We start from the raw sequence: 20,496 nt of genomic DNA on the forward strand, positions 1-20,496 counted from the left end.
TTTTCCTAATAGTGGTTGTTAAGCGTGAATGAAACTATCCACTGTACAACGAGGGCGAGGATATAAGTGGCGAAGAACGAGACGGTGTCGACCTCGATCCCGGAGCCAAACATCAGGGCGAAAAGTCCTGTTGTAGTAATGAGCTTAATCCCTGCCCCACCATAAAAGTCCCGCAAAACCAGGCCCACGCTCTCTTTCGTCACCTTGCGGCGCAGAACCCAGAGAGTGAACAGGGCTTGAGGAACCCAGTACATTCCCCCCCCGAAGAGGGAAGAACGTCCGGCAAACGCCCCGGTCTGATAAAACCAGACGGAACTGATCGCCAGGATCAGGATGAGCTGACAAACGAGCATAGCCAAGGCTAGCGTCAAACCTTCCAAGGCTACTTTCTGTTTCACCAACCTACCCCTGAACATTACAGAACTGTAAAAAATCGGGATCCGAAGACCCCAGGTTCACAGCTCGAAAAGCCGGTCAAATTATACCCGTGAAGACGGCTATTGCAACATGGCAAAAATCCTTAATTTTTGCGGCTTTCCGCGCGAAATTAAGGTTATGTTCATATCGAAAGGAATGGATGTTTTATTACTACAAAAAGCGTAAAAATCACGATTCTGACAGACCAAAATAGCCCAATACCCGGTCCAAATCCGCTAAGTTATCGTAACTTATTACTAACTTGCCGCTATCCTTCTTGCCCGGCTGAAGCTGTACCTGATTGCCAATTTTTTCTGAAATCTGGCGCTCGAGGTAACCAAACTGGGGATCGCGGGCGGGTTCGACCTTGGTTTTTGCCGGTTCCAGCGTTTTTTGCACCAGTTTCTCGGTATCTCGCACCGTCAACCCCTTCTGGGCGACCAGCTTGGCCAGCTCGGACTGGGCCGGGCCGCTCAGGGCCAGCAGGGCACGGGCATGGCCCATGTCGAGATCCCCGTGCTCGACGAACCGCTTCACGTCCTCGTTGAGCTGGTTCAGGCGCAGCAGGTTGGTGACAGTGGTGCGGGACTTGCCCACCGCCTCGGCCACCTGCTGGTGGGTCAGCTCGAATTCGGTCAGCAGTCGCTGCAGGGCCACAGCTTCTTCGATGGCGTTGAGATCCTCGCGCTGGATGTTCTCAATAAGCGCTATGGCAACAGCGGCCTCGTCGGGCACGTCCTTGACGATGCAGGGCACCACCTCGAGCCGGGCCAGCTGGGACGCGCGCCAGCGCCGTTCACCGGCGATGATCTCGAAGCGATTCTCCCCGATGGAGCGTACCACTATCGGCTGAATCACGCCTTGCGCCCGTATCGAGTTGGCCAGGTCTTCCAGCGCATCCTGGGACATGTCCTTGCGCGGCTGGTATTTGCCGGACTGCAGCCACTCCAGCGGCAGCTTGCGCAGCTCGCCCTGGTTGGTGGGCGCCATGGCCTGTTCGGTACGCTGGTCGCTCATCACCTGTTTCTGGCGGGCGGCCGTGCTGGTGCTGAGCAGGGCATCCAACCCCTTGCCCAGCCCACGTTTCTTCGGCGTCATATGCTCTCTCGGTCTGCGGTGATCGGCTGAGACTCCTGCTCCTGACGACGCAGGATCTCGCCAGCCAGGGCCAGATAGGCCTTGGCCCCCACCGATGATTTGTCATAGTGCATGGCCGGGGCACCGAAGCTCGGCGCCTCCGCCAGTCTAACGTTGCGGGGGATGATGGTGCGATAGACCTTGTCCCCGAAATGCTGTTTCAGCTGATCGGACACATCATTGGCCAGCCGGTTGCGGTGATCGAACATGGTGCGCAGCACGCCCTCGATCTTCAGCTCCGGGTTGACGACGGCCGCCAGCTTGCTGATGGTGTCGACCAGGGCGGTGAGCCCTTCCAGCGCATAATACTCGCACTGCATGGGCACCAGCACCGAGTCGGCGGCGGCCATGGCGTTGACGGTCAGCATGTTGAGAGAAGGCGGGCAGTCGATGAAGACGTAGTCGTACTTGTCCCGTACCGAGGCCAGGGCGTTGCGCAGGCGGATCTCGCGGGCGAAGAACTCCATCAGACGGATCTCCGCCGCCGTCACATCGGCATTGGCTGCGATGAGGTGATAGCCACCCGAGGTCTCGGGGATGATCACCTCGTTGATGGGGGCATCGTCGATCAGCAGTTCATAGGCGGTGCGTTCGACTTCGTACTTGTCGATGCCGCTGCCCATGGTGGCATTGCCCTGCGGATCCAGATCTATCACCAGCACCTTGCGCCGGGTGGCAGCCAGGGAGGCGGCCAGATTCACACAGGTGGTGGTTTTACCCACTCCACCCTTCTGGTTGGCTATGGCAATGACTTTTCCCACACTATCCCCTAAATGAATACGGCGGCCCTATTCGGGCTGGATGGCTTTAAACTCCAGCAGATGACGCTCGCCTTCCAGTTCGGGCACCACCAGCTGATGGGTGGCAACCAGACGAATGCTGGCAGGCAACTGTGCCAGTTCCTGCTCGGGGTATTGTCCCTTGAGCGCCAGGAAGCTGCCCCCGGGTGACGGCAGATGGTGACACCAGTTCAACATGTCCTCCAGCGAGGCGAAGGCCCGACTGAGTACCCCATCGAAACCCACCTCGGGTTGATACTCTTCCACCCGGGATTTGACGGGCGTCACATTGTTCAGCCCCAGCTCCTGGATCACCTGGCGGATAAAATTGATCCGCTTGCCCAGGCTGTCGAGCAGCACGAACTGCTTGTCCGGATTGATGATGGCCAGCGGCAGGCCGGGCAGGCCCGGGCCTGTGCCCACATCGATGAAACGCTCACCGTGCAGGTGAGGGCTCACCACCAGGCTGTCGAGGATGTGCTTGACCAGCATGGCGTCCGGATCTCGCACCGAGGTGAGATTGTAAGCCTTGTTCCACTTGTGCAGCAACTCAACCAACTGCACCAACTGGGTCTTTTGAGTGTCGGTGATAACAATACCGGCCTGCATGAGCAGGCCGTTCAATCTTTCCAGCATATTTTCCAACGGTAAGGATCCTCAGGCGGTTTTACGCAGCAGGCCGTGTTTCTTCAGGTGAACCAGCAGGATGGAGATGGCCGCCGGGGTGATGCCGGAGATGCGTGAGGCCTGACCTATGGTCTGCGGCTTGGCATCATTCAGCTTGGCGATCACCTCGTTGGAGAGACCGTTCACGTCGCGGTAGTTCATGTCCAGCGGCAACAGGGTGTTCTCGTTGCGCAGTTGCTTCTCCACCTCGTCGTGCTGGCGCTCGATGTAGCCGGCGTACTTGATCTGGATCTCCACCTGATCCGCCGCGGCCGCGTCTTCCAGCGCCGGGCCGACCCCCTCGATGGCCATCAGGGCATCGTAGGTCACCTCGGGGCGACGCAGCAGCTCTTCCAGACTCTGCTCCCGGGTCAGGGGCGTGTTGACCAGGGCGTTGACCGCCTCCAGCGACGGGTGCTGCGGGTGGATCCAGGTCGAACGCATGCGCTGACGCTCCAGCTCCACCTGCTCCATCTTGGTGTTGAACAGGCTCCAGCGATGGTCATCCACCAGGCCCAGCTCGCGACCTATGGCGGTCAGGCGCAGATCGGCGTTGTCTTCCCGCAGCAGCAGACGGTATTCGGCGCGGCTGGTGAACATGCGGTAGGGCTCGCGAGTGCCCAGGGTGGAGAGATCGTCCATCATCACGCCCATGTAGGCCTGATCCCGGCGGGGATGCCAGGCATCCTTGCCCTGGGCGCGCAGACCGGCGTTCAGACCGGCCATCAGCCCCTGGGCGGCCGCCTCTTCATAGCCTGTGGTGCCGTTGATCTGGCCGGCGAAGAAGAGGTTTGGAATGCACTTGCTCTCCATGTTGGCCTTGAGATCCCGCGGATCGAAGAAGTCGTATTCGATGGCGTAGCCGGGACGGGTGATGTGGGCATTCTCGAAGCCACGGATCGAGCGGACGATCTGCACCTGCACGTCGAACGGCAGGCTGGTGGAGATCCCGTTCGGGTAGAGCTCGTGGGTGCTCAGGCCTTCTGGCTCGACGAAGATCTGGTGCGCCGTCTTGTCGGCGAAGCGGGTGATCTTGTCCTCGATCGACGGGCAGTAACGGGGGCCTATCCCCTCGATCACCCCGGCGTACATGGGGCTGCGATCCAGGTTGTTGCGGATCACCTCGTGGGTCTTCTCGTTGGTGTGGGTAACGTAGCAGGGCACCTGACGCGGGTGCTGGCTGGCGTTGCCGATGAACGAGAAGACGGGGCGAGGATCGTCACCGTGTTGCTGCTGCATCACGGAGAGATCCACGGTGCGGGCATCGATGCGTGGCGGCGTGCCTGTCTTGAGCCGATCGATACGCAGCGGCAGCTCGCGCAGACGCTGGGCCAGGGCGATCGAGGGAGGATCCCCGGCGCGGCCGCCCTTGTAGTTTTCCATCCCGATGTGGATCAGGCCGTTCAGGAAGGTCCCTACCGTCAGCACCACCGTCTTGCCGCTGATGCGGATCCCGCTCTGGGTGACCACACCGGCGACACGATCCCCGTCCATGACGAGATCGTCACAGGCTTGCTGGAAGATCTTCAGGTTCGGGTAATTTTCCAGGGTCTGGCGCACCACGGCCTTGTAAAGCAGGCGATCCGCCTGGGCACGGGTGGCACGCACCGCGGGCCCTTTGGAGGAGTTGAGGGTACGAAACTGGATCCCGCCAAGATCGATGGCCTGCGCCATGATCCCGCCCAGGGCATCCACTTCCTTGACCAGGTGTCCCTTGCCGATCCCGCCGATCGCCGGATTACAGGACATATGTCCCAGCGTATCGATGTTGTGGGTCAGCAACAGGGTATTCAGGCCCATACGGGCGGCCGCTGTTGCTGCTTCGGTTCCTGCATGACCGCCACCGACGACGATCACATCAAATTGTTCATGGTATTGCATTGGGGATCACCTTGATCTGCACGCCTGAAGATCTTTATTTGCCTGGGCTGAAGGGCGGATCATTCTATCCGTTTAGCCTCTTGAGGGGAACGTCTACTTCAGGATCAGTATGGATGCAGGATCCGTTAGTAGATCTTAAGGATCTTTAGATCGATCTTTTACTGGATCTTTTATTAGGATCCACGATTTCTGTTGATAAGCCCTTTTTGATCATAAAGATCATCCGTTTAAAGACGATCCCAGCTTGTGGAAAAGCTTGGATCCCAGGGCCGTGAACGGGGGGATAACCAGTGGTTTTATACACAGACCAGAACTGGATAAGATCTCATACATGGATAACTATAGGTTTTACAGAGCTTAACACTATAGTTATGCACATTACCCCTGGGCGTTGTGGGTAACCGTGTAGAACAACTCTCCCGGATCTATCTGTTAATAACCTGGTGGATAGGAATTTGGGGATAAGCGGGGAGATCAAGGTGTTTTTACCGGATCTCCCACGCCCTGATCAGGCGATCATCTGCATCCAGTCATGGATCCAGGCTTCGGCGGCATCTTCCGGGATCTCGTGCTGGGTCACGTCTATCTCCAGACGATCCCCGATCCGGCTGGCGCCGCACTCGGCCAGCAGCCGATCCAGCGTCTTGCCACCCTGACAGAAGGTGTCATAACTGCGGTCCCCAAGCCCGATCACCCCATATTTCAAGGCGTTGAGATCCGGATGCTGGTCGGCAAGATCCTTGGCGAAGGGCTGAAGATTGTCGGGCACGTCGCCGGCACCATGGGTCGAAGTGATCACCAACAGGATGGCATCCGGCTCCGCCAGCACCTCGGCCAGGCTGGCCGGGTTGTGGAGCCGGGTCTGGTGGCCCGCCTGTTCCAGCAGGCTGGCGACATGATCTGCGACATATTCGGCGGCGCCCAGCATGGAGCCGACGACAAGATTGAGTTTGGCCATGGAATGGATCCTGATGTCATCGAAAGAAACGGAGAGCCGGGATTCTACCGCCAAAGGATGTGGATAAATATGGATAAAGCTTGGGGATAAGGATCCTTCACGATTTTTATGGCAGAGGCCGCCCTCGCCATCTTTTTTCATCTTCCCCTGTGTTCCCTTCTCTTGATCACCCTCCTGAATGAGTCTTTCTGCCGGAAATATCGTCCGTTGATACAACAGGTAACAATAGAGATGCAAATGATTAGCAATTATTGAATCGATTCGATCATGGCTCTTGTAGTAGCATTGTGCCGATTTATTCGCCTAAGGAGTCGGGCAGACCGGCCGCATTGGGCACCCATAATAAGAAACCAAAATATAACTCATTGATATTTGAGACACTTATATGATTGCGCAAAAAAATACCCAAAATGCAGTGATGCGAAAGAAGGGGGCTCAGCTGTTGCCGCTCTCCTGCCTGCTGGCTAGCCTGCCCGTTCTGGCTGCGGAACAAGCGGATAAAGAGCTGCCCAAGGCGGCTGAAACCATGGTGGTCACCGGCACCGCCATGAAGGTCGAAGTGCCCATGGCAGAGACCCCGCGCGCCGTCTCCGTGGTCAATCGCGAGGAGCTGGATCAGCACGCCGTGCTTCAGCTCGACGAGTCAGTGCGCTACCGCTCCGGCGTGCTCACCGGCCTCTATGGCTCTGACAACAACACCGACTGGTTCAAGGTACGTGGCTTCGACGCCGCCTCCTACCTGGATGGCAACCGCCTGTTCAGCACCGGCTACTATGTGTGGACCCCCGAGCCCTTCGGCCTGGAAAGTGTGGAAGTGCTGAAAGGCCCGGCCTCCATCCTCTACGGCGAGGCCCCTCCCGGCGGCGTGATCAACTCCATCAGCAAACGTCCGACCGCGACCCCGCAAGGGTTGGTCAATCTGCAACTGGGCAACCGGGATCTGCGCCAGGTCGGGGTCGACTTCTCCGACGATCTGACCGACGACAGCCGTTATCGCATGGTTGCGCTCTATAAGGAGCGCGACGGCGTGCTGGATGGCACTTACAACGAGCGCGCCTACTTGGCGCCGAGCGTGACCCTGGATATCTCGGATCGCACCAGCCTCACCCTGCTGGCCAGTTTCCTGCACGACGAAGGGGTGCCCACCAACGGTTTCTTCCCCGTCTATGGCACCCTGAACACCTCGGGCGGCCAGATCGATCCCGGCACCAACCTGAGTCAGCCGGATTACGATCGCAACCGCAATACCCAGATCTCCACCGGTTACGAGCTGGCCCACCAGTTCAACCAGACCTGGGAGTTCAAGCAGAACGTCCGCTTCAACTACAACGATCTGCTGCTGCGCCAGACCTATATCTTCCCGACTTACGAAGGCACCACCGCCTACCGTGGCCTGGTCTACCGGGATGGCGACACCAAGAGCGCCACCATGGACAACCAGATGGTGGGTTACTGGAACACGGATCGCACCGAGCAGACTCTGCTGCTGGGGATCGATCTGCAGCGTCATGTGAACGAAGGGGTCGAGGCCGACAACTACGGCATGGGATCCATCGATACCATGAATCCGGATTACAGCGGCTTCCCCGGTTTCGATGAGTCCACCGCCACCTATCAGAAGAACACCAAGGGCCAGAGCGGCCTCTATGCCCAGCACCAGATCCGTTGGGACGATCGCTGGTTGCTGACCGCCGGCGGCCGCTTCGACTATGTGGAGACCCACAACATCAGCGAAGCCACCAGCAAGAACGAGAAACAGTACGACGACAACCTCTCGCTCTCCGGCAGCCTGATGTACCTGGCCGACAACGGCCTCTCCCCTTACTTCGCCTATGCGGAGTCGTTCGAGGTGCTGCCGGGTATAGATCCCAACACCAAGAACTCCTACAAGCCGCTCGAGGGCAAGCTGTACGAGACCGGCATCAAGTACGCACCCAGCTTCCTCGATGGCTACATCAACCTGGCGCTGTTCGATCTGGAGCAGACCAACTCGCTGGTCTCTACAGGCTCAGGCCAGCAGACCCAGGCTGGCGAAGTGACCTCCCAGGGCGTCGAACTGGAAGGTAGCGTGCAGGCCACAGAGGCGCTGCGCCTGACCGCTGCTTATACCTATACCGACGCCAAGACCAACGACACCGGCAACGGTGATCGCCAGGCCAGCCTGATCCCGCGTCACCAGGCCTCCTTCTGGGGCAACTACAAGGTGCAGCAGGGTCCGGTCTCCGGGCTGGAAGTGGGCACCGGGGTGCGTTACATCGGCTCCAGCGTCGGCATAGGTGCCGTGGATGCCAACTACAACCCCATCTACGGTTCGGCCCAGGTGCCGGCCCAGACGGTGTGGGATGCGATGATCGGGTATGACTTCGCCAAGAACTGGCGTGCCCAGGTCAACGTCAACAACCTGCTGAACGACACCTATGTGGCGAGCTGTGATTACTACTGCTACTACGGTGAGCCGCGCAGCATAGTCGGCTCAGTCAACTACCGCTGGTAAGATACAGGCCGGGCGGGAGCCTCAAGCTCCCGCCCTCCTTCTTTTTGTATACAGGCCTGTCATGGAACTCTTGTCACTGGTTTACCGCCAATACCGTTGGCCCTTCATCGCCATTACCCTGCTCAGTCTGCTCAGCGCTGTGAGTGGGATAGGCGTCATTGCCTTTATCAATCAATCTCTTATCGAGTCAGTCGGCGATCCGCTGCCGATCCTTGGCCAACTGCTCGGCCTCATTCTGCTGTTGCTGGTGATCACGCTCGGATCCCAGCTAGCCCTGACTACCCTCGGTCATCATTTCGTCTACGGGTTGCGCGGCCGCCTGCTCAAGCAACTGCTGGACACCGACGTCGCCCGCATTCGCCAGATTGGGCAGGGGCCGCTGCTGGCCTCCCTCTCCAGCGACATCGGCCAGATCACCATCGCCTTCGTGCGTCTGCCGGAGCTGGTGCAGGGGCTGGTGCTTACCCTGGGTTCCATCATTTACCTCGGCTTGCTCTCTCCCGCCCTGCTCGGTGTCACCGCCCTCTGGGTCACAGTGACCATGGTGGTGGGCTGGCTGCTGGTGAACCGGGTCTATCGTCACCTGGCCCAGATGCGTCAGGCCGAAGACAGGCTCTACCAGAACTACCAGTCCATCATCGCCGGCAGCAAGGAGCTGGCGCTCAATCGCGAGCGTGCCCACTTCGTCTACCACCAGCTCTATGAGCAGAACGCCCGGGATTACCGGGAGCAGATCATCCGCGCCGATACCTATCACCTGAGCGCGGTGAACTGGTCGAACATCATGATGCTGGGGGCCATAGGCCTGGTCTTCTTCCTGGCCAATGGCCTCGGCTGGGCCAACACCAATGTGGCCGCCACCTTCGCCCTGACCCTGCTGTTCCTGCGCACCCCGCTGTTGCAGGGCATTGGCGCCCTGCCGACCCTGATCTCGGCCCAGGTGGCGTTCGACAAGATAGCGACCCTGAATCTGGCCGAGCCGGAACCCGCCTTCCCGCTGCCACCGGCCCCCAGTGCCTGGCAACGGATCGAGCTGGAGCAGGTGAGCTTTCACTATCAGGGGGAGGGCGGCTTCGCCGTGGGGCCCATCAATCTGACCATTGAGCGGGGGGAGCAGATCTTCATCATAGGCGGCAACGGCTCCGGCAAGTCGACCCTGGCCATGCTGCTGACCGGGCTCTATCAGCCTGTCTCTGGCCGGATCCTGCTGGATGGTGAGCCCATCGCCGATCGCAACGCCTACCTGGCGCTCTTCTCCGCCATCTTCACCGACTACCACCTGTTCCAGCACCTGCTGGGGCCTGAGCCGAAAGAGGCCCTGGTAGCCGAGTGGCTGGAGCGGCTGCAGATGGGCAGCAAGCTCGTCATAGAGGAAGGCTTCATCGCCAACATCGATCTCTCCCAGGGGCAGCGCAAGCGGGTCGCCCTGCTGCTGGCACTGGCGGAGCAGCGCGAGGTGATGCTGTTTGACGAGTGGGCGGCGGATCAGGATCCCCAGTTCCGCCGCATCTTCTATCAGGTGCTGTTACCGCGCCTGAAGGAGATGGGCAAGACGGTGATCGCCATCAGCCACGACGATCTCTATTTCTCCCTGGCGGATCGCCTGCTGGAGATGCGTCAGGGCCGCCTCACCGAGCTGACCGGCGAGCGGCGCGAGCAGGTGAGCCGGGATGCCGTCGCCCATCTGGATAGCGAGGTGCCGGTCTGATGCCGGCCGCAAGGGGGAGGCGAGAGCCTGTCCCCTTCAGCACAGGAATGAATCATGTTTGAGATGAAAGCCGCGAGCTTCGCGGTCAATGACCGCACGCTGCTGCAACCCACCAGCCTGCGCTTCGAGCAGGGTCAGGTCTATGGCCTCATCGGCCACAACGGCTCGGGCAAATCCACCCTGCTCAAGCTGCTGGCACGCCAGCAGCCCTTGAGCGATGGGGAGATACTGTTCGATGACAAGCCGCTGTCCGACTGGGGCAACCGGGACTTCGCCCGTCAGGTCGCCTATCTGCCACAACATCTGCCGAGCGCCGAGAATCTGCTTGGCCGTGAACTGGTGGAGATGGGGCGCTATCCCTGGCGTGGTCTGCTGGGGCGAATGGGGGAGGCCGATCACCGCCAGGTCGACAAGGCCATAGCACTGACCCATACCGAGGGGTTTGCCGACCGGCTGGTGGATACCCTCTCCGGCGGCGAGCGGGGCCGGGTCTGGCTGGCCATGCTGCTGGCCCAGGAGAGCCGCTTCATCCTGCTGGACGAGCCGCTGGCCGCGCTGGATGTGGCCCACCAGGTGGAGGTGCTCGCGCTCGTCAAGCAGCTCAGTCGCCAGCTCAACCTCGGGGTCATCATCGTCATTCACGACATCAACATGGCGTCCCGCTTCTGCGATCGGCTGGTGGCGCTCCACTCCGGCCGTCTGCTGACCCATGGCGAGCCTTCGCGCATCATGACCGGCGAGACCCTGCATGCCATCTACGGCATCCCGATGGAAGTCATTCGCCACCCGGCCCATGACCACGCCATCGCCATCGTCTAGCCGGGGTCCTCTCTTGAATCGTCTACTGAAGATTGCCTCCTGCCTCGTCAGCCTGCTGTTGCCGCTGGCGGCGCAGGCAGAGTCGCAGCCCGCAGCCCCTGCTGCCGGCGGCACGGTTCCGCGCATCGCCACCGTGGACTGGACCATAGCCGAAACCCTGCTGGCCCTCGGCGTGACCCCGCTGGCCATGGGGGATGTGAACTCCTATCGCGCCTGGGTCGGCGAACCCCGGCTCCCCGCCGAGGTGATCGACATAGGCCTGCGGGCCCAGCCCAACCGGGAGCTGCTGGCGGAGCTCAAGCCCGATCTCATTCTCATCTCCCCGCTGGCGGCACCGCTTGAGCCGACCCTGTCCCGCATCGCGCCGGTGCAGTCCATCACCCTCTATGAACCCGATGCCGAGCTGTGGCCGCGACTGCGCGAGGCGACACTGACCATAGCCGCGCTGGTGAACAGAACCGCCGAGGCCGAGCGCCAGCTCGCCGCGCTGGAGCGGGATCTGGCACAGATGAAGGGGGCGCTGCCCGCCGATCTGCCCCCCTTGCTGGTGGTGCAGTTCATCGACGAGCGCCATGTGCGGGTGTTTGGCCGTCACAGCCTGTTCGAGGCGGTGATGCAGCGGCTCGGCCTGCGCAATGCCTGGCAGGGGGAGACCAACGCCTGGGGCTTCTCGGTGGCCAGTCTCGAGCAGTTCTTGGCCATTCCCGAGGCCAGGCTGGTGGTGGTGGATCCCATTCCCGTGGGGGTGAGTGAAAAACTGCAGGAACCCGGGCTCTGGCAGCACCTGCCGCTGGTACAGAACACGCCTGTGCTGCATCTGCCCGCGACCTGGAGTTTCGGCGGCATGCTGGCCGCCCGTCGTTTCGCCACCTTGCTCGGCGAGGCCCTGCAGGAGCAGGCAAGCGTGACCCTCAAGGGAGAAGCCCAATGAACCGTTTTGTCTCCTCTCCCTTGCTGCGCCCGGGCCTCTGCCTGCTGGCGCTGACCCTGGTGCTGGCCTGTGGTGAGCTGGCGCGCCAGCTGCCGGGCTCCCTCTGGTGGCAAGCGCTCTTCTCTCCCAGGCTGGACGACGCCCGCCAGGCTGTCATCCACTTCAGCTGGCTGCCGCGACTGGTGGTCTGCCTGCTGGCCGGTGCCGCTCTCGGTCTCGCTGGCACCCTGATGCAGCAGGTGCTGCGCAATCCCCTCGCGTCCCCCACCACGCTCGGGGTGGCCTCCGGCGCCCAGCTGGCGCTGATGATGGTGACCCTGTTCGCTCCCTCCTGGCTGCTGATCGGCAGGGAGTGGATCGCCATGGCCGGTGGCAGCCTCGCCATGGGGCTGGTGTTTGCCCTGGCCTGGCGTCGCCAGCTCAATCCCGTGGTCATCGTGTTCGCCGGGCTGGTGATCAACCTCTATCTCGCGGCCATCAGCATGGGGCTGCTGCTCTTCTTCCAGGAGGAGCTCAAGGGCCTGCTGGTGTGGGGCAGCGGCTCATTGGCCCAGAGCAGCTGGAGCGGCGTCCTCTACCTGCTGCCGCGGCTGCTGGTAGCCGGGGCCCTGGCCGCCCTGCTGGTCCGCCCCCTGGGCGTGCTGGAGCTGGACGATGCCAGCGCCCGCAGTCTGGGGGTCTCCCTCAAGCAGCTGCGCTTCGCCGGACTTGGGCTCGCGGTCTTCGTCACCGCCTGTGTGGTGAGCGTGGTGGGGCTGATCGGCTTTATCGGGCTGGCGGCGCCGGCCATGGTGCGACTGCTGGGGGTGAGGCAACTCGGCCAGCGCCTGCTGTGGGCCCCCATACTGGGTGCCTTGCTGCTGGCGGCCACGGATCTGCTGCTGCAATCCATGAGTCGCTTCTGGCCTGTGCTGATCCCGACCGGGGCCATGACGGCACTGCTGGGGGCGCCGCTGCTGCTCTGGCTGATCCCTCGGCTTGCCTTCAAGTCGGGTGCCCCCAAGGCCGCCAGCGGCCTGACGGTGGCACGCCATGGCGCACCTGCTCGCCTCATCAGCCTGCTGCTGATGGGGCTGGCATTGGCGGTGGTTGCGTCCCTGCTGGTCGGGCAGGGGATGCACGGCTGGAGCTGGCCGAGCTGGCTCAGGTGGCAGGCCCAGCTGGAGTGGCGCCTGCCGCGTACCCTGGCGGCGGGCGCGGCCGGGGTCTTGCTGGCCCTGGCGGGCACCCTGCTGCAGCGGGTCAGCAACAACCCCATGGCGAGCCCCGAGCTGCTGGGGGTGAGCGGCGGCACCTTTATGGGGGTGATAGCGACGGCCTTGCTGCTACCCGCTCTGCCGCTGCCCATGATGATGCTTGGGGGCCTGATCGGCGCTTTCGGCTGCCTCTTGCTGCTGGTGCTGGTCAACCGCAAGCACGGCTTCCAGCCTGAGCGGATCCTGCTCTCCGGCATCGCCATCACGGCGCTGTTCGAGCCGCTGCAGGCCATCGCCCTGGCCAACGGCGATCTGCGAGTGCAGCAGCTGCTCTCCTGGATGTCCGGCTCCACCTATTACGTCACCCTGCCGGTGGCCTATGGCCTGACAGGGTTGGCGCTGCTGATGCTGGCGGCTTGCCTGCTGGTGAGCCGCTGGCTCGATCTGATGCCCATGGGGCCGGCGGTGGCGACGGCGCTCGGTATTCGTCTCAACCGTGCCCAGCTCATCATCTTGCTGCTGGTGGCCGTGCTCACCGCCAGCGCGACCATGGTCATAGGGCCGCTCTCCTTCGCCGGCTTGCTGGCCCCCCACATGGCCAAGCTGATGGGGCTGGTGCGGGCCCGCTGGCACCTGCTCGGTGCGGCAGGGTGCGGGGCCCTGCTGATGGTGTTGGCGGACTGGATCGGCCAGCAGATCCTGTTCCCGCAGGAGGTGCCGGTCGGGCTGGTCTCCACCCTGTTAGGGGGCGCTTACTTCATGTGGTGCCTGCGTCGCCTCTAGGGTTGTGATGAAAAAATGCACAAAAAAAAAGCCCGGGATCATCCCGGGCTTTTCATTGTCTGCCGTACCGGCTTATTTGCCGATGCAGAAGCTGGAGAAGATGCGGCCCAGCAGATCGTCCGAGCTGAACTCGCCGGTGATCTCGGACAGGGACTCCTGCGCCAGGCGCAGCTCCTCGGCCACCAGCTCGCCGGCCACATAGACCTCGAGCTGCTCCTTGGCCACCAGCAGCCGCTCGGCGGCGCGCTCCAGGGCATCCAGGTGACGGCGGCGGGCCATGAAGCCCCCTTCGGTGTTGCCCTGGAAGCCCATGCAGGCTTTCAGGTGCTCGCGCAGGGCGGGCAGCCCCAGCTCTGTCTTGGCTGAGATGCGGTAGACGGCGTGGCCCAGTTCCTGGCTAGGTTCCAGATCCTCGCCGGTCAGGTCGGCCTTGTTGCGCACTACCGTGAGGCCGATGTTTTTTGGCAACCGATCAACAAATTCCGGCCAGATCTCCCGCGGGTCGACCGCATCCGTGGTGGTGCCATCCACCATGAAGAGCACCCGGTCGGCCTGCTCTATTTCGGCCCAGGCGCGTTCTATGCCGATCTGCTCCACCTTGTCCTGGGTATCGCGCAGGCCGGCGGTGTCTATGATGTGCAGCGGCATGCCGTCCAGGTGGATGTGTTCCCGCAGCACGTCGCGGGTGGTGCCGGCTATTTCGGTGACTATGGCGGATTCGCGCCCGGCCAGGGCGTTGAGCAGGCTGGACTTGCCGGCGTTGGGACGGCCGGCGATCACCACCTTCATCCCTTCCCGCAGCAGGGCCCCCTGCTTGGCCTCGCCACGTACGCCATCCAGCTCTGCCATGATGCCGTACAGATCCCCCGCGACCTTGCCGTCTGAGAGGAAGTCGATCTCCTCGTCCGGGAAGTCGATGGCGGCCTCCACATAGATCCTCAATCTGGTGAGACTCTCCACCAGTTGCTGGATCTTGCCGGAGAACTGCCCCTGCAGGGAGTGCATGGCGCTGCGGGCTGCCTGTTCGCTGGAGGCTTCGATCAGGTCGGCGATGGCCTCGGCCTGGGCCAGATCCAGCTTGTCGTTGAGGAAGGCGCGTTCGCTGAACTCGCCGGGACGGGCGGGGCGTATGCCCTCGATTTGCAGGATACGGCGGATCAGCATGTCCAGGATGACGGGGCCGCCGTGGCCTTGCAGCTCCAGCACATCCTCGCCGGTGAAGCTGTTGGGGGCCTTGAACAGCAGGGCTATGCCCTGATCCAGGGGCTGGCCCTGCTCGTCCTTGAACTGCAGATATTCGGCATAGCGCACCCTGGGCAGTCGACCGAGCACGATTTCGGCGACTCGTTCGGCGGCGGGGCCTGAGACGCGGACTATGCCGACGCCACCCCGGCCGGGGGCGGTGGCCTGGGCCACGATCGTATCTGTTGTCATCTTGCTTGACTCGTCTGTTCGGTAATTGGGGGACATTGTAATAAAAAAGGCGGCCCCAGGGCCGCCTCTTTTGTCATCAGGGAAGATGGGCTGCGCATCAAGTGCGTGAGTGCAGGCCTTTCTTCTCCAGCTGACGATAGATGATGGTCTGCTGGATGATGGAGATGACGTTGCTCACCAGCCAGTACAGGGTCAGACCTGCCGGGAACCAGAGGAACATGAAGGTGAAGATGATCGGCATGAACTGCATCACCTTCTGCTGCATCGGGTCCGTGATGGTGGTCGGGCTCATCTTCTGCAGATACCACATGGAGGCACCCATGAGGATTGGCAGCACGAAGAAGGGGTCCTTCACCGACAGGTCGGTGATCCACAGGGCGAACGGCGCGTGACGCAGCTCGACAGACTCCATCAGTGCCCAGTAGAGGGCGATGAAGATGGGCATCTGCACCAGGATCGGCAGACAGCCACCGAGCGGGTTGACCTTTTCCTTCTTGTACAGCTCCATCATGCCCTGGGACATCTTCTGGCGATCGTCACCGAAGCGTTCCTTGAGCGCTGCCAGCTTGGGTTGCAGCATGCGCATCTTGGCCATGGAGGTGTACTGGGCCTTGGTCAGCGGGAACATGATGCCGCGTACCAGCAGGGTCAGCATGATGATGGCCAGGCCCCAGTTCTGGACGAAACCGTGGAACACGGTCAGCAACCAGTGCAGCGGCTGGGCGATGAACCAGAGCCAGCCGTAGTCGACGGTCAGGTCCAGGTGGTTTGCCACCTTGGCCATCTGATCCTGCAACTTGGGACCGACCCACAGCTTGCCGCTCACTTCGGCCTGCTGACCGGCAGCCACGTCAACCAGCGGCGCCTTGTAGCCTATGATGGCCTGGTCTTTACCCGGGATCACGCGGCTGTAGAAGCTGTTGGTGTCCTCGGCGTTCGGTGCCCAGGCAGAGACGAAGTAGTGCTGCAGCATGGCGACCCAACCACCCTTGGTGGTCTTGTTCAGGTCGGCATCCTTCATCTCGTCGAAGGTGTACTTCTTGTAGCGGGTATCTTCGCTGGAGAAGGCACCACCACGGTAGGCACTGGCCACCATGGCATGACCTTCCTGGTCCTTCGGCGTGGTTACTGTCTGCTTCAGCTGACCGTAGAACTGCACCTGAACCGGCTCGGCAGACTTGTTGTCGATCTTGTAATCGACGCCGATGGCGTAGTCACCGCGCTTGAGCACGAACTCCTTGGTGAAGACCACGCCCTTGCTGTCGGTCCAGGTCATCGGCACGACGACTTGATCCTGACCGTCGGCCAGCTGGTAGCTGGTCTGGGCGGCTTCGTAGGTGGGACGACCCTGGGGCTGGCTGTCAGGACCATCGCGACCCACCAGACCACTCTGGGCAACATAGAGGTGCGCAGGCTGGCTGGTCAGCAGGGTGAACGGCTGTTCCTTGCCTTCTTCCAGCTTGTGGGCCAGCAGTTCGGCAGAGACGATGTCACCGCCCTGGGTATCCAGGGTCAGCTTGAGCACGTCGGAGGAGACGGTGACAAGCTTGCGTGCGGTAGTGGCGTTGGCTTGCTCGGAAACCTGAGGAATATCACCGGTCTGACCGGCTTCAGGTACGAAATGTTCGGTTTGGGCCACGGTAGTCGGGGCCGGCTTCGGAGCCTTGTCGGACTCCCACTGTTGCCAGAGCAAGAAGCTCACGAACAGCAAACCGATCAGGAGTAAATTGCGTTGTGATTCCATAGTCTTCAGTTTCTTCGCTTTGGTTGCGGAACCGGGTCATAACCACCCTCGGATAAGGGATGGCATTTTAATAGACGTTTGCTGGCTAACCAAACGCCTTTTATGAAACCGTGAAGTCGGATTGCTTCTATCGCAAATTGGGAACAAGTCGGGGTGAAACGGCAGCGCGGCCCGAGCAGGGGACTAATGATTAGCTGATACAGGCGTATCAGTTTGATAGCTACCCATTGCAACGGCGTGACAGAGTGCGCCATAGCTTTTCCAGTAACTTGAACAGCTCTTCGTTGTCCATCTCCTTTACGCCACCCTTGGCTATGACGACGATGTCGATAGCGGGCAGATTGGCCTGATTGAGACGGAAGCTCTCCCGTACCACTCGTTTGACACGGTTACGCCAGACGGCACGCTTGAGTGCTTTTTTGGGCACAGCCAGGCCAAGACGGGGGTGTTCGAGGGAATTGGGGCAAGCAAGAAGCGTAATTTGCGGAGAAGCGGCCCGGACAGGCTCGGCGAAAACGCGTTTGAAGTGTTCGGGAGTTAACAGACGTAACTCCCGAGAGAAGGTGTGCTGGGTAGGCATTAGACTACCAGGCGGGCACGACCCTTGGCACGACGAGCGGCCAGAACTTTGCGGCCGTTGGCGGTAGCCATGCGAGCGCGGAAACCGTGAGAGCGCTTGCGCTTCAGGTTGGACGGTTGAAAAGTACGTTTCATGATTCGATTCCGTATTTCTGTACAGTTTTGATTGTCACACTTAGCCGACGCGCCAGCTATAGCGTGTGACGACTAGCAAAAGAGGCCGAATTCTAAACAGAGTTCGGCTTCTCGTCAATCCGCCGTTCCCTCTCATCTTCTTCTGGCTCAACAATAAGCAGGAGAAGCTGGCAGGATCCGGAGGATCAAGGGCCCCGAATTATACTGGCAACCCCGGGTTAAACAAGGATCCACCAAGAAAAAAGGCGGCCAGGCCGCCAAAGAGAGAGCTATTTAAGGACTTTCCGCAAGAACTCCCGGGTACGGGGATCCTTGGGATCGACCAATATCTGATCCGGCGGGCCCTGTTCGACGATCCGGCCCCCCTCCATGAAGATCACCCGATCGGCGACATCACGGGCGAACTCGATCTCGTGGGTCACCACCACCATGGTCTGGTGCTGGCGGGCGAGCTCCTTCATCAACCCCAGCACCTCGTCGACCCATTCGGGATCGAGGGCCGAGGTGGGCTCGTCAAACAGGATGACCTTGGAGTGAGCCGCCATGGCGCGGCCTATGCCGACCCGCTGCTGCTGTCCGCCGGACAGGGACGCCGGGTAGGCATCCTGCTTGTCGGCGAGGCCTATGTCCTTGAGGATGCCAAGGGCGGTGGCCCTGGCCTCCGCCTTCGGCTGTTTCCAGACGGTGATCAGCCCCTCGGCTATGTTGTCCAGCGCCGTCTTGTTGGCGAACAGGGCATAGTTCTGGAACACGAAGGAGGCGCGCTTGCGCAGCTCTATGGCCTGCTGCTCGCTGGCATGGGCCAGATCCAGCTCAAGGTCGTCGATGGCAAGGGTGCCTGCATCCGGGGTTTCCAGCAGGTTCAGGCAGCGCAGCAGGGTCGATTTTCCGGTGCCGGAGGGGCCGATGATGACGACAATGTCCCCCTTTTTCACCTCCAGATCGATGCCGTTCAATACCTGATTGCCGTCATAGGCCTTGGCAAGACCCGTTAACTTGATCATGACAGGTCTCCTTCAATAGGCGCGGCTGTTGAGAGGTACTTGCAGCCTGTGCCGCAAGTGGGTAATGGCTTGTTCATCATCGCTGGCATCCTCTTAGTAAGCACGATTGAGGCGTACTTCCAGCAGGTGCTGCAAGCGGGTAAAGATGATGACCACCACCCAGTAGACCAGGGCCACCGCCATGAAGCTCTCGAAGAACTTGAAGGAGGAGGAGGCCTCCATCTGCGCCTTGCCCATGATCTCGGCCACCCCTAGGGTAAACGCCAGCGAGGTGCTCTTGATCATGTCGATGAAGTAGTTCATCAGCGACGGCGTCGCGATGCGGGCCGCCTGCGGCAGTATGATCCGCCGCATCGCCTGATAACGACTCATGCCGATGCTGAGCGCCGCTTCCATCTGGCTCTTGTGGATGCCGAGAATGGCGGCCCGGATCGACTCGGCCATGTAGGCGGCGAAGTGCAGGGTCAGACCTATGATGGCGGCGGTAAAGGCATCCATCCCCACGAAGATGGGGAACAGTTGCGGCAGCCCGTAGTAGAGCAGGAACAGCTGGACGAGCAGGGGAGTCCCCCGGAAGAACGAGATATACAGCATCGCCAGCCAGTGAATTGCGGGAACGCGAAACACCCGTACTATCGCCAGGGCCAGCGACAGTACGAGTGCCAATACGAATCCCCACAGGGCCATTTCCATCGTAGTGCCCAGGTATTTGAGCAGGATGGGGAACAGCCCTAGCGTGTACTCGAGATCAAATTCCATCATTTATTTGCTGGTGATGTCCGCTGCGAACCATTTTTCCGAGATCTTGGTCAGGGAACCGTCTTTACGCATGGCGGTCAGTGCCTCGTCGACCTTCTTCAGCACTGCCTGTTTTTCCGGGGTCTTCAGGAAGGGCAGGGCGTTTTCGATGGTCTCGAACGGTGCGCCGGCCTGTTGCAGCGGCAGTTTGGATTCCTTGATCAGCTGGGCGGTGGAGACGCGGTCCATCACGAAGGCATCGATGCGACCCAGGGCAACGTCCTGCTCGAAGCTGGAGTCATAGGTGCGGATGTCGATCTTCTTGTTCGGGTCGTTCTTGCGCAGCAGCTCTTCGAAGTTGGAGCCCAGGTTCACCGCGACCGTCTTGCCTTCCAGATCCTTGAGACCGTGGATGGTGCTGTTGCCCTTGCGCACCACTATCTGGGCGCCGTCATAGACGTAGGGCTGGGAGAAGGCGTACTTGGCCTTGCGCTCGTCGGTGATGGTGATCTGGTTGGAGATGGTATCGACGCGACCGGTTTCCAGCATGCCAAACAGGCCGGAGAAGCTGGCGGTGACGAACTCGACCTTGTAACCGGTGCGCTCACCGATCTGGTTCCACATATCCACCTCGAAGCCTTGCAGCTTGTCCTGCTTGACGAAGGTGAACGGGAAATACTTGCCGGACATGCCGACCTTGATGGTTTCCTGGGCGATGGCCTGGCCGGACAGGCTGGCCAGCAGAATGGCGGCGCCGGAGATCAGCTTGATGGTGGATTTCATGGGGATTCCTCTCTCTGTAGTTCTGTATTTTTAGTTGTATTCACGGGTTGGCGCTGATGTTATTGGAATAAAATATAAAGAATAAATGATATTTGGTTATATAAAATAACCGCAGCAGCAGGGTCTCATTCTGTCCACATCGCCGCTCGGTGGCTGTGGGTAACTTTGGGGATGAAATCAGATCCTGGGGCGTTGGATCCTTGAAAGTCAAGGATCTTATTTGCTGGATCCGTGCGGCGGCAACTGGAGATCCAGCCACTAAAAACGTAGAATAGCCGGTCTTTACTTAATCAATTGACGGGAGTCTAGA

19 protein-coding genes are annotated in these 20,496 nt (G+C 60.8%); 5 read left to right on the forward strand and 14 right to left on the reverse strand.

The window, feature by feature from the left end; all coding sequences use genetic code 11:
• Positions 1-5 precede the first annotated feature (5 nt).
• The 6 genes from ACFWHB_RS21395 to mioC all read right to left on the reverse strand — a co-directional run bounded on the left by ACFWHB_RS21395 (position 6) and on the right by mioC (position 5,838).
• Complete coding sequence (locus ACFWHB_RS21395; RefSeq protein ID WP_025328869.1) at positions 6-416, reverse strand: ATP synthase subunit I; 411 nt, start codon at positions 414-416, stop codon at positions 6-8.
• A 190-nt stretch (positions 417-606) separates the two neighbouring features.
• Positions 607-1,515 carry a ParB/RepB/Spo0J family partition protein gene (locus ACFWHB_RS21400; RefSeq protein ID WP_106885385.1) on the reverse strand — a complete coding sequence of 303 codons (909 nt, stop codon included), beginning with the start codon at positions 1,513-1,515 and terminating at the stop codon, positions 607-609.
• Positions 1,512-2,315, reverse strand: coding sequence for a ParA family protein (locus ACFWHB_RS21405; RefSeq protein WP_106885384.1), 804 nt, complete (start codon positions 2,313-2,315; stop codon positions 1,512-1,514). Before ACFWHB_RS21405 ends, ACFWHB_RS21400 begins: the two co-directional genes overlap by 4 nt.
• Before the next feature lie 27 nt (positions 2,316-2,342).
• Entirely contained in the window at positions 2,343-2,969 is a 627-nt protein-coding gene (gene rsmG, locus ACFWHB_RS21410) for a 16S rRNA (guanine(527)-N(7))-methyltransferase RsmG (protein WP_395949215.1), read from the reverse strand.
• Between the two features lie 21 nt (positions 2,970-2,990).
• Positions 2,991-4,880, reverse strand: coding sequence for a tRNA uridine-5-carboxymethylaminomethyl(34) synthesis enzyme MnmG (gene mnmG / locus ACFWHB_RS21415; RefSeq protein WP_395949216.1), 1,890 nt, complete (start codon positions 4,878-4,880; stop codon positions 2,991-2,993).
• A gap of 508 nt (positions 4,881-5,388) precedes the next feature.
• Positions 5,389-5,838, reverse strand: coding sequence for an FMN-binding protein MioC (mioC, locus tag ACFWHB_RS21420; protein WP_395949217.1), 450 nt, complete (start codon positions 5,836-5,838; stop codon positions 5,389-5,391).
• A gap of 385 nt (positions 5,839-6,223) precedes the next feature.
• Here mioC and ACFWHB_RS21425 point away from each other — a divergent pair, with 385 nt between their 5' ends.
• The 5 genes from ACFWHB_RS21425 (at position 6,224) to fhuB (ending at position 13,769) form a co-directional block, all read left to right on the forward strand.
• Complete coding sequence (locus tag ACFWHB_RS21425) at positions 6,224-8,332, forward strand: TonB-dependent siderophore receptor (RefSeq protein WP_111911357.1); 2,109 nt, start codon at positions 6,224-6,226, stop codon at positions 8,330-8,332.
• A 61-nt stretch (positions 8,333-8,393) separates the two neighbouring features.
• Positions 8,394-10,040, forward strand: a complete 1,647-nt coding sequence (locus tag ACFWHB_RS21430; protein ID WP_111911359.1) for a multidrug ABC transporter permease/ATP-binding protein — start codon at positions 8,394-8,396, stop codon at positions 10,038-10,040.
• A gap of 54 nt (positions 10,041-10,094) precedes the next feature.
• The gene (locus ACFWHB_RS21435) at positions 10,095-10,859 is read left to right on the forward strand and encodes an ATP-binding cassette domain-containing protein (RefSeq protein WP_106885380.1); all 765 of its coding nucleotides are present in this window, start codon (positions 10,095-10,097) and stop codon (positions 10,857-10,859) included.
• Positions 10,860-10,872: 13 nt separating this feature from the next.
• Positions 10,873-11,790 (forward strand): ABC transporter substrate-binding protein, encoded by a 918-nt coding sequence (locus tag ACFWHB_RS21440; RefSeq protein WP_395949218.1) that lies wholly within the window; start codon positions 10,873-10,875, stop codon positions 11,788-11,790.
• Positions 11,787-13,769, forward strand: a complete 1,983-nt coding sequence (gene fhuB / locus ACFWHB_RS21445) for a Fe(3+)-hydroxamate ABC transporter permease FhuB (RefSeq protein ID WP_395949219.1) — start codon at positions 11,787-11,789, stop codon at positions 13,767-13,769. The genes ACFWHB_RS21440 and fhuB overlap by 4 nt, the downstream gene beginning before the upstream one ends.
• A gap of 72 nt (positions 13,770-13,841) precedes the next feature.
• On the opposite strand, the gene mnmE is transcribed toward fhuB, so the two are convergent.
• From mnmE to ACFWHB_RS21485, 8 genes are all read right to left on the reverse strand, one after another.
• Positions 13,842-15,203, reverse strand: coding sequence for a tRNA uridine-5-carboxymethylaminomethyl(34) synthesis GTPase MnmE (mnmE, locus tag ACFWHB_RS21450; RefSeq protein ID WP_395949221.1), 1,362 nt, complete (start codon positions 15,201-15,203; stop codon positions 13,842-13,844).
• Positions 15,204-15,300: 97 nt separating this feature from the next.
• Positions 15,301-16,947 carry a membrane protein insertase YidC gene (yidC, locus tag ACFWHB_RS21455; RefSeq protein WP_106885377.1) on the reverse strand — a complete coding sequence of 549 codons (1,647 nt, stop codon included), beginning with the start codon at positions 16,945-16,947 and terminating at the stop codon, positions 15,301-15,303.
• 5 nt (positions 16,948-16,952) lie between these two features.
• The gene (yidD, locus tag ACFWHB_RS21460) at positions 16,953-17,201 is read right to left on the reverse strand and encodes a membrane protein insertion efficiency factor YidD (RefSeq protein ID WP_010672280.1); all 249 of its coding nucleotides are present in this window, start codon (positions 17,199-17,201) and stop codon (positions 16,953-16,955) included.
• The gene (gene rnpA, locus ACFWHB_RS21465) at positions 17,168-17,527 is read right to left on the reverse strand and encodes a ribonuclease P protein component (protein ID WP_025328882.1); all 360 of its coding nucleotides are present in this window, start codon (positions 17,525-17,527) and stop codon (positions 17,168-17,170) included. Before rnpA ends, yidD begins: the two co-directional genes overlap by 34 nt.
• Positions 17,527-17,661: a 50S ribosomal protein L34 gene (gene rpmH, locus ACFWHB_RS21470; protein ID WP_005307156.1), complete on the reverse strand. Its 135-nt coding sequence runs from the start codon at positions 17,659-17,661 to the stop codon at positions 17,527-17,529. Before rpmH ends, rnpA begins: the two co-directional genes overlap by 1 nt.
• A 269-nt stretch (positions 17,662-17,930) precedes the next feature.
• Positions 17,931-18,665 (reverse strand): amino acid ABC transporter ATP-binding protein, encoded by a 735-nt coding sequence (locus ACFWHB_RS21475; protein ID WP_106885376.1) that lies wholly within the window; start codon positions 18,663-18,665, stop codon positions 17,931-17,933.
• A gap of 93 nt (positions 18,666-18,758) precedes the next feature.
• Positions 18,759-19,427 (reverse strand): amino acid ABC transporter permease, encoded by a 669-nt coding sequence (locus tag ACFWHB_RS21480; protein WP_025328884.1) that lies wholly within the window; start codon positions 19,425-19,427, stop codon positions 18,759-18,761.
• Positions 19,428-20,186 (reverse strand): amino acid ABC transporter substrate-binding protein, encoded by a 759-nt coding sequence (locus ACFWHB_RS21485; protein ID WP_106885375.1) that lies wholly within the window; start codon positions 20,184-20,186, stop codon positions 19,428-19,430.
• Between the last annotated feature and the right edge of the window lie 310 nt (positions 20,187-20,496).

This window comes from Aeromonas mytilicola subsp. aquatica (assembly GCF_044336385.1).
In the GTDB taxonomy this organism is placed as follows: Bacteria; Pseudomonadota; Gammaproteobacteria; order Enterobacterales; family Aeromonadaceae; genus Aeromonas; species Aeromonas rivipollensis.

Bases quoted from the DNA above. Each gene is read 5' to 3' on its own strand.
- rsmG (WP_395949215.1), bottom strand. From the start codon at position 2,969: ATGCTGGAAAGATTGAACGGCCTGCTCATGCAGGCCGGTATTGTTATC.
- yidD (WP_010672280.1), bottom strand. From the start codon at position 17,201: ATGGCGCACTCTGTCACGCCGTTGCAATGGGTAGCTATCAAACTGATA.
- fhuB (WP_395949219.1), top strand. From the start codon at position 11,787: ATGAACCGTTTTGTCTCCTCTCCCTTGCTGCGCCCGGGCCTCTGCCTG.
- rnpA (WP_025328882.1), bottom strand. From the start codon at position 17,527: ATGCCTACCCAGCACACCTTCTCTCGGGAGTTACGTCTGTTAACTCCC.
- ACFWHB_RS21430 (WP_111911359.1), top strand. From the start codon at position 8,394: ATGGAACTCTTGTCACTGGTTTACCGCCAATACCGTTGGCCCTTCATC.
- mioC (WP_395949217.1), bottom strand. From the start codon at position 5,838: ATGGCCAAACTCAATCTTGTCGTCGGCTCCATGCTGGGCGCCGCCGAA.
- ACFWHB_RS21425 (WP_111911357.1), top strand. From the start codon at position 6,224: ATGATTGCGCAAAAAAATACCCAAAATGCAGTGATGCGAAAGAAGGGG.
- ACFWHB_RS21400 (WP_106885385.1), bottom strand. From the start codon at position 1,515: ATGACGCCGAAGAAACGTGGGCTGGGCAAGGGGTTGGATGCCCTGCTC.
- ACFWHB_RS21435 (WP_106885380.1), top strand. From the start codon at position 10,095: ATGTTTGAGATGAAAGCCGCGAGCTTCGCGGTCAATGACCGCACGCTG.
- ACFWHB_RS21475 (WP_106885376.1), bottom strand. From the start codon at position 18,665: ATGATCAAGTTAACGGGTCTTGCCAAGGCCTATGACGGCAATCAGGTA.
- mnmE (WP_395949221.1), bottom strand. From the start codon at position 15,203: ATGACAACAGATACGATCGTGGCCCAGGCCACCGCCCCCGGCCGGGGT.
- mnmG (WP_395949216.1), bottom strand. From the start codon at position 4,880: ATGCAATACCATGAACAATTTGATGTGATCGTCGTCGGTGGCGGTCAT.
- rpmH (WP_005307156.1), bottom strand. From the start codon at position 17,661: ATGAAACGTACTTTTCAACCGTCCAACCTGAAGCGCAAGCGCTCTCAC.
- ACFWHB_RS21395 (WP_025328869.1), bottom strand. From the start codon at position 416: ATGTTCAGGGGTAGGTTGGTGAAACAGAAAGTAGCCTTGGAAGGTTTG.
- yidC (WP_106885377.1), bottom strand. From the start codon at position 16,947: ATGGAATCACAACGCAATTTACTCCTGATCGGTTTGCTGTTCGTGAGC.
- ACFWHB_RS21480 (WP_025328884.1), bottom strand. From the start codon at position 19,427: ATGATGGAATTTGATCTCGAGTACACGCTAGGGCTGTTCCCCATCCTG.
- ACFWHB_RS21485 (WP_106885375.1), bottom strand. From the start codon at position 20,186: ATGAAATCCACCATCAAGCTGATCTCCGGCGCCGCCATTCTGCTGGCC.